Below are 14,044 nucleotides of genomic sequence, written 5' to 3' on the forward strand. Positions count from 1 at the left end.
CCCTCTTGGCCTGCGGCCAATTAACCCCCGGGATATTTATGGAAACACGAAAGGGAGGGGCGCGCGATGGCTTCGTCAGGTCAGTAGCGACGCCGCGGCGCGGCCGGCGTGGCGGCCGGTGGCGAGGCAGCCGGTGAGCAGGTAGCCGCCCGTGGGTGCTTCCCAGTCCAGCATTTCGCCCGCGGCGAAGATGCCGGGCAGGGCGCGCAGTTCCAGATCGGCGGTCACCGCCTCGCGCCGGATGCCGCCGGCGGAGGAGATCGCCTCGGCCAGCGGGCGCGGCCCGCGATGCGGCACCATGAGCCCCTTGATCCGCCGCGCCAGTGCTGTCGGGTCCGAGGGCAGCGGCCGGCCCCATTCGTTCAGGAGCGCCAGTTTCACCGGGTCGAGCCCGAGCCCCTTGCGCAGCCGGTTCGCGGTGCTTTCCTTCGCCGGGATACGGGCGAGGCGCCGCGCGATCACGGCCTCCGTCGCGTCGGGCATCAGGTCGAGCGTCAGGGGGGCGCCGTCGCGCACTTCGGCCGAAAGGGCATAGACGCCGCCGCCCTCGATCCCCCGTGCGGACAGGACGAACTCGCCGCGCGACAGATGCCCCGGCGTGCGCAGCGCCACGCCTTTCACCGGCTGGCCCAGATGCGGGGTCATGTGTTCCGACCAAGGGATGACGAAGCCCATGTTGGCGGGGCGGAAGGGCGCGATCGCGATGCCGCGATCCGCGAGCCACGGCACCCATGCGGCGTCCGATCCGAGCCTTGGCCAGCTTGCGCCGCCAAGCGCCAGCACCGTCACTGCCGCCTGTTCCAAGACCGGGCCGCCCGGCGTGTCGAAGGTCAGCCTGTCGCCCTGAAACCCGGTCCAGCGCCAGCGGGTACGGATCTCGACCCCGAGGCCGGTCAGACGCAGGATCCATGCGCGCAGCATCGGCGAGGCCTTCATGCCCGTCGGGAAGACCCGGCCGGTGGAGCCGGTGAACAGCTCGATCCCCAGCCCGCGGGCGAAATCCATCGCCTCGGCCGGGCCGAAACCGGCGAGGATGTCGCCGAAATCGCCGCGATAGGCGGCATGGAAGGTGTCGGGGGCTTGGTCGCGCGTGAGGTTCAGCCCGGATTTCCCCGCCATCAGGAATTTGCGCGCGAGCGTCGGTTTTGCCTCGACCAGCACGGTGCGATGTCTGGCGCGGGCCAGTTCCTCGGCCGCCATCAGGCCCGCCGGACCGCCGCCGATCACCAAGGCCGTCATCGCCGCGCCCCCAGCATCGCCAGCCGCATCAGCGCCCGTTCCAAGAGCGCCATCTGCGGCGCCTTGGAGGCTGAGCGCAGCGTCAGGTCGGCCTCGACCAGCACTTTCAGCGCCTCTTCCAGCCGGAACATGCCCCAGCGTTGCGCCTGCGACAGAAGCTTGTCGCGGCGCGGGCCGAAGGCGGGTGGGCGCAGCCGGCCGATCCCCGCGCCCGGCCCGCCGGGGTCCGAGGCGACGATATGCAGCGACCGGAAATGCCGCAGCGCCTGAATCGCCAGCGCGACGGGCTGGATGCCCTGTCCCTCGATCCGGCGCATCATCGGGCCCAGTTCGCCGGGGCGCCCCTCTGCGACGATATCCAGCACGTCGTCCACATCCGCCTCGATCGTGGCGGGGGCGCAGGCGGCGACTTCGGATGACGCCAGCGGCGCCGGGTCGTTCCATTTGTACAGCGCGATCTTTTCCACCGTCTGACGGAAATCGCCGGGGTCGAGCATCCGTGCCAGCGCCAGCAGGTCGGTCATCGCGGCGGGGTCGATATGGCGCAGCCCGGCGCGGTGGAGGATGTCCTCGATCTCTTCGCGGCTTGGCGGATCGTCGTAGATACCGATCGCATAGGCGTTCGGATGCGCCTCGAAGATCTTGCGCAGGCCGGATTTCGCCGTCAGCGATCCGGCGGCGACGATGATCTGCGCATCGCCCTTCTGCCAGTCCTTCAGCGCGGCGGTGACGGCGGGGGTGGCGGTTTCGCTGGCGTCCTCGACAAACACCACGCGGGGGCCGGGGAAGAAGCCCACGGCCTTCACCGCATCGTTCAGCGCGGCGGGGTTCTTGCGCAATTCGCCGGCGGGCAGGCGGGTCAGGCGCATCTCGGCCTCGCCCTCCGGGCCGATCAGGGCGGCGATGACCTCCTGCCGGCGCAGGGCCACGCGCATCGCATCGGCGCCGAAGATCAGCAGGCCGGTGCGGTCCGCCTCCGGCCGTGCAAAGTAGCGCGCCGCTGCGACCCCGGTGAGCTTCATCGCGCCATCACTGCGGCAAAGAGCCCGCCTGAGCGAGCAGCCTTGTCACGATCTGATCGGCGAGGATCACCATCAGCCGCCGCCGCGCATCCTCGGAGGCGGTCTGCGTCGCCACCGCGGAACCCGAGGCCGACCACGAGGTGAAGGACGCCGCACGCCCGGTCAGCAGCACCGCATTCGTGCCGATGTCGCGCAGGGTGTAATCGACATTGCCCGACAGCGAATAGCGCGTCGTGGCGTTGTCGGGGGTGATAGCCTGACCCAGCACCTCGGTCCGGATGCCGTATTCCAGCCGGTAGCGCGGGTTGTCGGGCGGGCCGAGCCGTTCGGCAAGCTGTTCCGTCAGCGCGAATTCATCGCGCGTGCGCGGATCGGTGAAATCGACCTGCGACAGCAGCTTGCCGGCCCCGCCCGAAGGGCCATAGGCCGGGGTGAAGCCGCAGGCGGCAAGCCCCGCCCCGCCAAGCGCGACCGCGGCGAGGCGCAGGAAGGTTCTCCTGTCAGATGACGACATTGACGATCCGCCCCGGCACGACGATGAGCTTTCTGGGCTGGCCGCCGGCCAGCGCCTTGATGACAGCTTCGTCCGCCAGAACGATCTTTTCAACCTCGGATGCGGGCATGGTCTTGGGAACCGTCACCTCGCCCCGTTTCTTGCCGTTGATCTGGATCGGCAGGGTGACGTCATCCTCGACCAGCAGGGCGGGATCGGCCTTGGGCCAGCCCGCCTGCACGACGAAACCTTCGCCGCCAAGCGCGGCCCAGATGTCCTCGGCCAGATGCGGCACCATCGGCGCCATCAGCTGCGCCATGATCTGCATCGCCTCGCGCCGGGCCGGGTTCGCGGCCTGCGTCCGGGCCATCGCATTGGCCAGCCCGTAGATCGCCGCGACCGCCTTGTTGAAGGCGAATCCCTCGATCGAGCGGGTCACCTCGTCGATGGCGCGATGCGCGGCCTTGAGCAGGGCCAGATCCTCGGCCCCGCCCGGGCCGTCAGCCCCTTCGGCGATTTCCGAGGCGATGCGCCACACCCGGGCCAGGAATTTCGACGTGGCCTCGGCCCCCGCCGCCGTCCATTCGACGTCACGTTCGGGCGGGCTGTCGGACATGACGAAGAACCGCGCCGTATCCGCCCCGAAAGAGGCGATGATGTTCATCGGATCGACGACGTTCTTTTTCGACTTCGACATCTTGGCCGAGGGGATGATCTCGACCTTTTCGCCCGTCTCCTTCACCACGCCGGCTTCGCGGTCGATGTCCTCGGGCAGGTGATAGACCGGGCGGCCGTTGGTGTCGGTGGTCTTGTAGATCTCGTGCGTGACCATGCCCTGGGTGAAGAGCGCGTTGAACGGCTCGATCGCCTTGGCGGGCAGGTGGCCGGTCTTGTGCATCGCCCGGGCGAAGAAACGGGAATACAGGAGATGCAGGATCGCATGTTCGATGCCGCCGATATACTGGTCGACGTTCATCCAGTATTCGGTTTCCTCGGGGTCCGTCGGCGTCGTCGCATGGGGCGCGGTGAAGCGCGCGTAATACCAGGACGAATCGACGAACGTGTCCATCGTGTCCGTCTCGCGCCGCGCCGGGGCGCCGCAGTTCGGGCAGGTGGTGTCGCGCCAGGTCGGATGACGGTCGAGCGGATTGCCCGGCTTGTCGAAGGTCACGTCGTCGGGCAGGCGGACGGGCAGGTTTTCCTTCTTCTCCGGCACCACGCCGCAATTCGGGCAGTGGACGACCGGGATCGGACAGCCCCAGTAGCGCTGGCGCGACAGGCCCCAGTCGCGCAGGCGGTAGTTGGTGACGCCGCGGCCGATGCCGTTCGCCTCGCAGAAGGCGATGGCGGCGGCGATGGCATCCTCGCCGGTCTGCAGCTCGTCCCCGGCATAGCCGCGGATGTAGCGCACCTTTTCGGTCTTCGGCGGCACGTATTCGGCCTCGGGCGCGCCCTGCGGCGCGTCGGCGCCCGGCGCGATGAAGACCGGATTGATCGGCAGGCCGTATTTCGTGGCGAATTCAAAGTCGCGCGCGTCATGCGCCGGGCAGCCGAAGATCGCGCCGGTGCCGTAATCCATCAGGATGAAGTTGGCGATGTAGACCGGCAGCTCCCACGCCTCGTCCAGCGGATGGCGCACGCGGATGCCGGTATCGCGGCCGAGCTTCTCGCCCGTCTCGATGGCTTCCTCGGTGGTGCCGCCCTTGCGGCATTCGGCGATGAAGGCCGCCATGTCCGGGTCGGTCTTTTCCAGCGCCCGGGCGATCGGATGATCGGGGGAGATGCCCACGAAGCTCGCCCCCATCAGCGTGTCGGGGCGGGTGGTGTAGCATTCGATCCGGTCGAAGCCCTTGGGCGCGTTCACCGTGCCGAAGGCGAATTGCAACCCGCGCGACTGGCCGATCCAGTTCGCCTGCATCAGCCGCACCTTTTCCGGCCAGTCCTTGAGCCCGTCCAGCGCCTCCAGCAACTCGCCCGCGTAATCCGAGATGCGGAAGAACCACTGGGTCAGTTCCCTGCGCTCGACCAGCGCGCCGGAACGCCAGCCGCGCCCGTCGATCACCTGTTCATTCGCCAGAACGGTCATGTCGACCGGGTCCCAGTTCACCACCGCGTTCTTGCGGTAGACCAGCCCCGCATCCAGCATGTCGAGGAACATCGCCTGCTGCTGGCCGTAGTATTCCGGGTCGCAGGTGGCGAATTCGCGCGACCAGTCGATCGACAGGCCAAGCGGTTTCATCTGCCCGCGCATGTCGGCGATATTGCCGTAGGTCCATTCCTTCGGATGGCCGCCGCGTTCCATCGCCGCATTCTCGGCGGGCATCCCGAAGGCGTCCCAGCCCATTGGATGCAGCACGGAGAAACCGCAGCTCATCTTGTAGCGGGCCACCACGTCGCCCATCGTGTAGTTGCGCACATGGCCCATGTGGATGCGCCCCGAAGGATAGGGGAACATCTCCAGCACGTAGTATTTCGGCCTGAGGGGGTCGTGCCTGGCGGTAAAGACGCCCGCCGCGTTCCATGCGGCTTGCCACTTCTTTTCGGATTGCGCGGGTGCGTATGGCGTCATCTCGGCCTCTCGTTCTCGGTCCGCTGGCGGAATTCTGCGATGCGCTTGCTACACCGCAAGCGGGGCCGAGGTCCAGAGAGCCGGGCGTTCCCGCCCCGTTTTTCGGGGCCGGCGGCGGGTCAAAGCCTCGAATCGGCGATGCGCAGCTGCCGGGCGCGGGTCAGGATCGCATCCTCGACCGCGCGGACGGTGTCGGGCGAAACCGTGCCGCCGCGGCTTTCGAGCGATACCTTCAGGCTGCGCGCATCGAGCGCCGGATCCGTGATGTGGATCGTCGCGCGATAGGCGCGCCCGCCGCCCGGCGGCGTGCCGTAGCCCGTCACGATCAGCCCCGAGAACGGATCGACCGACTGGATCGGCAGGAAGTTCAGTACATCGAGCGAGGCGTTCCACAGATATTTGTTCACCGAGATCTGCACGTTCGGATCGGCATGATCGGTGAACAGGTCCCAGATCTTGCCCTCGCTCTGGTCGTTCGCGCCGGAACCGGACTGCGATCCCCCGCAGGCCACGAGCGAAAGCGTTCCACAGACAAGGATGCCCATGCGCAGGATATGTCGGATCATCATCGGTGGCTGTCCCCGGAACGTGTCTTCAGGCCTGTCTGTCTCTAGCCGAAGGGCCGGGGGGCGACAAGGATTTTCCCGTGCGCGCATAAGGCGAAGGCCGCAAGCCGCCGGTCGGGCCTACTGTGGCAAGACTGCACCATGACGGGGGGCATTCGGCGGGGACCGGACTGATTCCATTGCAATGCCGGGCGGCAGGCATGAAATTGCCGACATGCTCAGCACGGATCTCACCGGGCTGGGACTTACCTTAGATACAATGAGGGAAAACGATGAAAAAGGTTCTCTTCGCGACGACCGCGCTGGTCTTCTCGGCGGGTTTCGCGGCCGCTGAGGTCTCGATCTCGGGCTACGGCCGGTTCGGTGCTTCGTACGATTCGAGCGCTGATGACAACGACTCGCAAAAGTCGACCTCCTGGATCGAACAGCGCCTGCGTCTGAACATCGACGCTCTGACCACCACCGATGGTGGCGTCGAGTTCGGTGGTCGCATCCGTCTGCAGTTCGACGACGGCAACGACTCCACTGGCACTGCCCCGGCGCTGCTCTATGTCAGCTATGGCGGTCTGCGCGTCGAAGTCGGCAACGCCAACACCGCGTTCGACTCAGATCCGCTGGCCCAGAATTCGGAAATCGGCCTGACCGAACGTTCGTTCGGTGACCCGCGCAGCGCGTTCCTGTCTTATAACACCTATGCCTATGATACCGACAATCGTACGGGCATCTATGCGCAGTACAGCATTGCCGGTTTCACCGCGCGTGGTTCGTATGTCGACCCGGATCAGAAGTCGGATGATCAGCCGCTTAACGAGGATGGCATCGGTCTGGTAAGCGAAAAGTCGGTGTCGTTCAGCTACGAAACCGGCCCGCTGACCATCTCCGCTGCGGGCAACTGGGACAGCGCCGGCATCAAGAAGAACAATGTTTGGTTCATCGGCGGTCTTTATCAGTTCACCGATCAGTTCTCGGCTGGTCTGAACTACATCGATGAAGGCTACGAAGGCTGGAACAAGGAAGGCGATCTTGGCAAGACCGTCGTGGTCTACGGCACCTACGCCATCGACGCGGTCGCCCTGCACGCCTACATCGCCAACAACGATGCCGACGACAACAAGAGCGACACCACCTACGGTCTGGGCGCCGACTACGATCTGGGCGGCGGCACCAAGCTGCTCGGCTCGATCGAGCGCGGCTACGGCTCCAAGTCGAGCGACAAGGACGAAGAAACGATCGCCCAGTTCGGCGTGAAGTTCAACTTCTGATCCTTCGGGACCGGAACGGAAAGAGCGGGCCTTGGCCCGCTCTTTTCTTTTTGGCCGGGGTGTGGCTGACTCCGGCGCGCTATCGAAACGGAGTTTGCCATGGGATTGTCCGAAATCACCCGCCGTGTGGCCGAGGCCGAGGCAAGGGCCGGTCGTCCCGCCGGGGATGTCGCGCTGATCGCGGTGTCCAAGGTGCAGCCGGCCGAGCGGGTCGAGGCGGTCCTGCGTACCGGCCACCGCCTGTTCGGCGAGAATTACGTGCAGGAGGCCGAGGCCAAATGGCCCGCCTGGCGCGCGGAATATCCGGGCATCGCGGTGCATATGATCGGGCCATTGCAGACCAACAAGGCAAAGCTGGCGGTCGAGCTGTTCGAGGCGATCCATACGCTGGACCGGCCGTCGCTGGCGCAAAAGCTCGCGCGGCTCGCGCAGGCGCGGGGGCGGAGCCCCGATCTTTTCATTCAGGTGAACACCGGCGCCGAGCCGCAGAAGGCCGGCGTCCTGCCCGCCGATCTGGACGCTTTCGTCGCCGAGGCGCGGGGGATGGACCTGCCCGTCATTGGGCTGATGTGCATCCCGCCCGAAGGTATCGACCCCGCCCCCCATTTCACCATGCTGGCCGAAATGGCCGCGCGGAACGGCCTGACCGGCCTGTCGATGGGGATGAGCGCGGATTTCGAGATCGCCATCGCCCATGGGGCGACCCATGTGCGGGTGGGATCGGCGATCTTTGGCGCGCGCGATTACGCGCATCGCTGAACCGGGCCGGCGCAGGGGGCCAGCCCCCTCTTGGCCTTCGGCCAATTCACCCCCGGGATATTTATGGAAACACGAAAGAGAGACGGCGCTTCAACGCCGGGGGCCGCGGAAGCTGGCGAGGAGCGGGATCAGCACCTCGGTCCCGGGGCGGATCTGGCGCGCGAGGTCGATCAGGTCGCGGCGGCGGAAGGCGATGCAGCCCGCCGTCGGATGGCCCAGCCTCCGGCGCTGATGCAGGAAGATGGCGGAGCCCCGGCCCGGAACGGCCTTCGGGAAATTCCAGTCGGTGATCAGCACGATGTCATATTGCGGATCGCTGCGGCGCAGCCTTTCATGGCTGGCGCCGAAGGGGGCGCGGACGGGGTGGTTGTAGGCCGGATGGTCCGGCGCGTCGCACCACAGATCGCCCGGGCCGATCGGCCGGGCCCAGTCCGAGGGCCGGGGTAGCCGGTCAGCGCGATAGAGCATTCCGACGATCCGCAACCGTCCGACGGGCGTCGCGCCATCGCCTTCGTGTTTGTCCTGCGCAAGCCCGCCGCGGCCGATCTGCACCGGATAGCGCCGCCCCCGGAACAGCACGCCCGAGGGCGTCAGCCGCAGGCGCTCCCTCACAGCAGATGCCCCGACTTGGCGGCCTTGGTCGCCAGATAGCCGGCGTTGAAATGGTTCAGCCCGACCTTCAGGGGCACGCGCTCCACCACCTCGATCCCGTGCGATTCCAGCATCCTGACCTTGGCCGGGTTGTTGGTCAGCAGCCGCACCCTGTCGAAGCCCAGCCGGCGCAGCAGCGCCGCCCCGATGCGGAAGTCGCGCTCGTCATCCTCGAAGCCCAGCCGGTGGTTTGCCTCGACCGTGTCGAAGCCCTGATCCTGCAGTGAATAGGCACGCATCTTGTTGGCCAGCCCGATGCCGCGCCCCTCCTGATTGAGGTAGAGCAGAACCCCCGCGCCGTCGCGCCCCATGTGATCCAGCGCCGCATGCAGCTGCGGCCCGCAATCGCATTTGAGCGAGCCGAGGACGTCGCCCGTGAAACAGGCCGAATGCAGCCGCGCCAGCACCGGCTGCGCCCGGTCGGGGGCACCTATCTCGACCGCGTAATGTTCCTCGCCGCCGTCATCGGGGCGAAAGATGTGGAGCCGCCCCTTTTCCGCCGCCCGCATCGGCACCCGCGCGGCGGAGACCGGCGCCAGAACGGTTTCCGCCGAAAGCTCGCGCAGCGCCTCATCGGCATCGAGGCAGGTCAGCCCCTCGGGCACCGGGCCGTCGAGCGGCACCAGAAGTGCGGCGGGCAGCAGATGCGCCGTCTTCGCCAGCGCGATCGCCGCGCGCGCCACCGTCGCATCGCCGCCGCGTTCCGAGGCAAGCGGCCCCTTCATCGGCACGCGCAGGTCATCCGCCGGATCGGCCAGCGCCTGAAGCCAGGCCAGATCCGCATCCTCCGGCACCCGGATGCGCGCCAGATCGTTGTCGTAGACCCGCGCCTTCAGCGTTTCCGCCCGCCACGAGGTCAGCACCAGCGTCAGCGGCCCAAGCCCGCGCAGCGCCGCCAGCCGGTCCGCGCCAAGCGTTTCCACCGCCACCGCCAGCGTCCGGCGCGACAGCACGACGGGCAGGCCGATCCGCAGATCGGCACGGGCGCGGTTCAGGCGCTCGATCGGGGTGGGGCCAAGGGGCGACAGCATATCCATGCGACACAGATAGCGAGGCCTGAAACAAATTGAAACACACAGCCGCTGTGCGACACGTCCGCGTGAGAAAGATTTCAGCCCCCTTGCCGCGGGCGTGATCCGGCCTCAGCTTTCACGCGAGACAGAGGACCACAAGAAACGGAGGCCCCGAGATGGCTGGACTGAAGAAGATCCTTCTGGTGGACGACGAGGAAGACCTGCGCGAGGCGCTGGCCGAGCAGCTGACCGCCACCGACGAATTCGAGGTGTTCGAGGCGGGTTCGGGCGCCGAGGCGGTGGAAAAGGCCAAGTCGGGGCTTTACGATATCGTCGTGCTGGATGTCGGCTTGCCCGACACCGACGGGCGCGAGCTGTGCAAGAAGCTGCGCAAGCTCGGGGTGAAATGCCCGGTGGTCATGCTGACCGGCCACGATACCGATGCGGATACGATTCTTGGCCTCGATTCGGGGGCGAACGACTACATCACCAAGCCGTTCAAGTTCCCGGTGCTGCTGGCGCGGCTGCGCGCGCAACTGCGCACCCATGAACAATCCGAAGACGCGGTATTCCAGCTTGGGCCGTATACGTTCAAGCCGGCGATGAAGATGCTGATCGACGCCAAGGATCACAAGATCCGCCTGACCGAGAAGGAAACCAATATCCTGAAATTCCTGTATCGGGCGACGGATGGCGTGGTGGCGCGCGACGTACTGCTGCACGAGGTCTGGGGCTACAACGCGGGCGTGACGACGCATACGCTTGAAACCCATATCTACCGGCTGCGGCAGAAGATCGAACCAGATCCCGCCAATGCGCGGCTTCTGGTCACGGAATCGGGCGGCTACCGGCTGGTCGCCTGACGCATTCCGCACTCACGGAAGAAGGCGAAGGGGCGGGGGAAACCCCGCCTTTTTGCTGTTCACACGGAGCGGTCGAAATCTTCCTGAGCCTCGTCGAGCGTGATGCCCAGGGCGTTCAGTCCGTCTTCCAGATAATCGGCGAGCATCGGGATCCCCATCAGGTAATCCTCGGTCGGGGCCGAGGCCTCGGCCTTCGCGGTCTCGATCGCCTCGTCGATCTCCTCGGGCTCATAGGTCTCGCGACCGATCCACATCACGGCGGTCAGCGCGGCCTGTTCATCCTCGTTCAGCCCGGCGATGAAGGCGCGCAATTCGCGCCCCTGACCGGATCCGGGCACGTCCGCATCGAACTTGCGGGCGCGGATGATGACATGGGCGATTTTCTCCGGGCTGATCGGCAGCGACATGGAAACCTCCTCTGGATAAGCAATGTTGCGCGGCCCGGGCGATTTGCGCAAGCGGCAATAACGAGGTTCCAAACTCCCCCGACGGCCCCTTCCCTTCATTCTTCCCAAAATATCCCGGGGGTGAATTGGCCAAAGGCCAAGAGGGGGCTGGCCCCCTACTTCCTCTCCGCCTGGCTCAGGGTTTCACCTGCATCAGCTTCGGCGGCGTTTCCGGGGCCAGTTCCTCGAAATCGAAATTGTCGAGCCGGTGGGCGCGCTTGCCCGCCTTTTCGGCCGAGATCTTGATTTCCTCGATGTCCTTCGCCGCCTGACCGAAATGCCGGTCCAGATTCGCCACTCGCGCGCCGAGCCGGTCGACATCCTGATAGAGCGCCGCCAGTTCCTTGCGGATCGCACCCGCCTGTTCGCGCATCCTTGCATCCTTCAGCACCGCGCGCATCGTGTTCAGCACCGCCATGCAGGTGGTGGGGGAGACGATCCAGACCTTGGCGGCAAAGCCCTCACGCACCAGTTCGGGGAAATTGGCGTGAAGCTCGGCATAGACCGCCTCGGAGGGCAGGAACATCAGCGCGCCATCGGCGGTCTCGCCCTCGATCAGGTAGCGGTCCGAAATGGCGCGGATATGGCTGCGCACGGCGATGCGCATCATCCGCTGCGCCTCGATCACCTGCGACTGGTTTTCGGCGCGGCGCAGGGCCTCGTAGGCCTCAAGCGGGAATTTGCTGTCGATGACGATGGGGCCGGGCGGGTTCGGCAGATGCACGAGGCAATCGGCGCGCCGCCCGTTCGACAGCGTCGCCTGCATCGTGTAGCTGTCGGCGGGCAGCGCCTTGAGCACGATGTCATGGAGCTGGATTTCCCCGAACGCGCCGCGGGTCTGCTTGTTCGACAGGATGTCCTGCAGGCCCAGCACATTGCCCGACAGCTTCTCGATATTCGCCTGCGCCTTGTCGATGGCCTCCAGCCGCTGTTGCAGATCGCCCAGAGACCGCGCCGTGCGGGTGGCCGAGCCGTGCAGGCTTTCGACCATCTGCCGGTTCACCTGTCCGAGCCGTTGTTCCATCAGCGACAGCATCTTGGCCTGACTGGTCGCCTGCGCCTCGGACACGTGATGCAGGCCGCCCGCCATCTGCTGTTGCCCGTCGGACAGCGACTGCACCCTTTGGCCAAGCGCCACCAGCTGCGAGGTCAGCGGCACCACCGCCTGCGCCGAGCGCGCGGCCGACCGCAGCACGAGGATCAGCAGCACCACGATCAGCGCCACCACCGCAAGGCCGCCCAGAATCAGCGGATTGTTCAGATCAAGCTCCATCACGTCCGCCCGAACAGCCGCTCGATATCGGCGAGCTTGAGTTCCACATAGGTCGGGCGGCCGTGGTTGCACTGGCCGGAATGGGGCGTCGCCTCCATCTCGCGCAACAATGCGTTCATTTCGTCGACCTGCATCCGCCGCCCCGACCGGACCGAGCCGTGGCAGGCCATGCGCGACAGAACCGCGTCGATCCGCGCCAGCACCAGCTGGCTGTCGCCAAGGTCGGCCAGTTCGTCCAGCACGTCGCGCAGCAGCGCGGCGGCGTTGATCTGTCCAAGGATCGCCGGGGTTTCGCGCACGGCGATGGCGGTGCCGCCGAAGGGCTCGATCGTCAGGCCAAGACGCGACAGCGCGTCGGCATGTTCCAGCAGCAGCGCGGCATCGCCCGCCGACAGATCGACGATTTCGGGGATCAGCAGCGCCTGCGCCGCGATGCCCCTGTCCGCCATCTGCCGTTTCAGCCGTTCATAGACCAGCCGCTCATGCGCGGCATGCTGATCGACGATGACCATCCCGGTTTCGGTCTGGGCGATGATGTAGTTTTCATGCACCTGCGCGCGGGCGGCGCCAAGCGGGGTGTGCTGTAGCTGCCGGTCCTCGGGGGGCGGGGCCTCGGCCCGGGCGCTTGGCGCCTGCCAGACGGGGGCGGCTTCGTCAAAGGCCGGGGCCTGCGCGGCGTAACTCGTGCGGATCGCGCCAAGGGACGGGCGGTCCATCTGATACACCCGCGGCGGCATGTCGAGTCGCGCCTGCGCGGGTTCCGGCTCCGGCCGGAAGGCGCCAAGCGTCGCCGTCGCCACGGTGGAAGAGGCCCGGTGCCCCGCCTGCGCCAGCGCATGGCGGATCGCGGTGACGATCAGGCCGCGCGGGATGCCCGATTCGCGGAAACGGACCTCGGCCTTGGCGGGGTGGACGTTCACGTCCACGCGCTCGGTGTCGCAAGTCAGGAACAGCGCCGCCGCCGGATGCCGGTCGCGGCTGAGGAAATCCATATAGGCGGCCCGCAGCGCGCCGATCAGCATCTTGTCCCGCACCGGGCGGCCGTTGACGAACAGGAACTGCTCCACCGCCGCGCCGCGCGAATAGGTGGGCAGGGCCGCATAGCCGGTCAGGCGGATGCCCTCGCGGTCGGCGTCGATGGCCACGGCATTGTCGGTGAAGTCACGCCCGAGGATGCGCGCCAGACGCCCCGCCAGCGCGCCGAACAATTCGCCCTGTTCGGCATCGGCGCGGAAAACCTCCCGTCCGTCACCACCGCCCGAAACGTCGCGCAGGGTGAAGCTGACATAGGGTTCCGCCATCGCCAGCCGCTTCACCACATCGGCGATGGCCTGCGCCTCGGCCCGGTCGGTGCGCATGAATTTCAGCCGCGCGGGGGTGGCAAAGAACAGGTCGCGCAGCTCGACCAGCGTGCCGCGGTTCAGCGCGGCGGGCTTCACCGGGCCGATGGCGCCCCCGGAAACCGAGATCTGCGCCGCCTCGAACCCCTCGGCGCGCGAGGTGATGACCAGCCGCCCCACCGCGCCAAGCGAGGGCAGCGCCTCGCCGCGAAAGCCGAAGGTATGGATGTTCAGCAGGTCCGATCCGTCGATCTTGGACGTGGCATGGCGCGACAGCGCCAGCGGCAGATCGGCATCCGTCATGCCGCAGCCGTCGTCGCGGATGCGGATCAGCGTCTTGCCGCCGTCGGCATAGGCGATTTCCACCCGCGTCGCGCCGGCATCGAGCGCGTTTTCCACCAGTTCCTTCACCGCCGAGGCGGGGCGTTCCACGACCTCGCCCGCCGCGATCCGGTTCGCCGCCGATTCGTCAAGCTGGCGGATGACCGGGCGGGACTGGGGCCGGGACTGGCCGATATTGGGGGGCTGTGCGTTCATGCTACCAGAGT

Annotated in this window: 13 protein-coding genes; 3 read left to right on the forward strand and 10 right to left on the reverse strand. The window is 66.9% G+C overall.

The window, feature by feature from the left end; genetic code table 11:
* Positions 1 to 75 precede the first annotated feature (75 nt).
* The 5 genes from D2T30_RS16465 to D2T30_RS16485 form a co-directional block, all read right to left on the reverse strand.
* Complete coding sequence (locus tag D2T30_RS16465) at positions 76 to 1,239, reverse strand: TIGR03862 family flavoprotein (protein WP_128209774.1); 1,164 nt, start codon at positions 1,237 to 1,239, stop codon at positions 76 to 78.
* Positions 1,236 to 2,261 carry a DNA polymerase III subunit delta gene (gene holA / locus D2T30_RS16470; protein WP_128209775.1) on the reverse strand — a complete coding sequence of 342 codons (1,026 nt, stop codon included), beginning with the start codon at positions 2,259 to 2,261 and terminating at the stop codon, positions 1,236 to 1,238. Before holA ends, D2T30_RS16465 begins: the two co-directional genes overlap by 4 nt.
* Positions 2,262 to 2,268: 7 nt before the next feature.
* Positions 2,269 to 2,775 (reverse strand): LPS assembly lipoprotein LptE, encoded by a 507-nt coding sequence (lptE, locus tag D2T30_RS16475; RefSeq protein WP_128209776.1) that lies wholly within the window; start codon positions 2,773 to 2,775, stop codon positions 2,269 to 2,271.
* The gene (leuS, locus tag D2T30_RS16480; protein ID WP_128209777.1) at positions 2,762 to 5,323 is read right to left on the reverse strand and encodes a leucine--tRNA ligase; all 2,562 of its coding nucleotides are present in this window, start codon (positions 5,321 to 5,323) and stop codon (positions 2,762 to 2,764) included. Before leuS ends, lptE begins: the two co-directional genes overlap by 14 nt.
* Positions 5,324 to 5,442: 119 nt before the next feature.
* Positions 5,443 to 5,889 (reverse strand): DUF3576 domain-containing protein, encoded by a 447-nt coding sequence (locus D2T30_RS16485; protein WP_380730475.1) that lies wholly within the window; start codon positions 5,887 to 5,889, stop codon positions 5,443 to 5,445.
* Between the two features lie 272 nt (positions 5,890 to 6,161).
* On the opposite strand from D2T30_RS16485, the gene D2T30_RS16490 reads away from it, so the two are divergent.
* Positions 6,162 to 7,151 carry a porin gene (locus D2T30_RS16490; RefSeq protein WP_128209779.1) on the forward strand — a complete coding sequence of 330 codons (990 nt, stop codon included), beginning with the start codon at positions 6,162 to 6,164 and terminating at the stop codon, positions 7,149 to 7,151.
* 99 nt (positions 7,152 to 7,250) lie between these two features.
* Positions 7,251 to 7,910 (forward strand): YggS family pyridoxal phosphate-dependent enzyme, encoded by a 660-nt coding sequence (locus D2T30_RS16495; RefSeq protein ID WP_128209780.1) that lies wholly within the window; start codon positions 7,251 to 7,253, stop codon positions 7,908 to 7,910.
* Positions 7,911 to 8,000: 90 nt separating this feature from the next.
* Here D2T30_RS16495 and D2T30_RS16500 read toward each other — a convergent pair whose 3' ends face one another.
* Positions 8,001 to 8,522, reverse strand: a complete 522-nt coding sequence (locus D2T30_RS16500; protein WP_380730422.1) for a L,D-transpeptidase family protein — start codon at positions 8,520 to 8,522, stop codon at positions 8,001 to 8,003.
* On the reverse strand, positions 8,519 to 9,598 hold the full coding sequence (gene ribA / locus D2T30_RS16505; protein ID WP_380730425.1) for a GTP cyclohydrolase II: 1,080 nt from the start codon (positions 9,596 to 9,598) through the stop codon (positions 8,519 to 8,521). Before ribA ends, D2T30_RS16500 begins: the two co-directional genes overlap by 4 nt.
* A 152-nt stretch (positions 9,599 to 9,750) precedes the next feature.
* Between ribA and D2T30_RS16510 the strand changes: the two genes are divergently transcribed.
* Positions 9,751 to 10,437 carry a response regulator transcription factor gene (locus D2T30_RS16510; RefSeq protein WP_128185059.1) on the forward strand — a complete coding sequence of 229 codons (687 nt, stop codon included), beginning with the start codon at positions 9,751 to 9,753 and terminating at the stop codon, positions 10,435 to 10,437.
* Between the two features lie 59 nt (positions 10,438 to 10,496).
* Here D2T30_RS16510 and D2T30_RS16515 read toward each other — a convergent pair whose 3' ends face one another.
* The 3 genes from D2T30_RS16515 to mutL all read right to left on the reverse strand — a co-directional run bounded on the left by D2T30_RS16515 (position 10,497) and on the right by mutL (position 14,033).
* On the reverse strand, positions 10,497 to 10,844 hold the full coding sequence (locus tag D2T30_RS16515) for a DUF3775 domain-containing protein (RefSeq protein ID WP_128185061.1): 348 nt from the start codon (positions 10,842 to 10,844) through the stop codon (positions 10,497 to 10,499).
* A gap of 175 nt (positions 10,845 to 11,019) precedes the next feature.
* Positions 11,020 to 12,156, reverse strand: a complete 1,137-nt coding sequence (locus tag D2T30_RS16520) for a DNA recombination protein RmuC (RefSeq protein ID WP_128209781.1) — start codon at positions 12,154 to 12,156, stop codon at positions 11,020 to 11,022.
* A complete protein-coding gene (mutL, locus tag D2T30_RS16525; RefSeq protein ID WP_128209782.1) occupies positions 12,156 to 14,033 on the reverse strand; it encodes a DNA mismatch repair endonuclease MutL in 1,878 nt (625 codons plus the stop codon). Before mutL ends, D2T30_RS16520 begins: the two co-directional genes overlap by 1 nt.
* Positions 14,034 to 14,044 lie beyond the last annotated feature (11 nt).

Origin of the sequence: Paenirhodobacter populi, from assembly GCF_004022215.1 — a bacterium.
Taxonomy (GTDB): Bacteria; Pseudomonadota; Alphaproteobacteria; order Rhodobacterales; family Rhodobacteraceae; genus Rhodobacter; species Rhodobacter populi.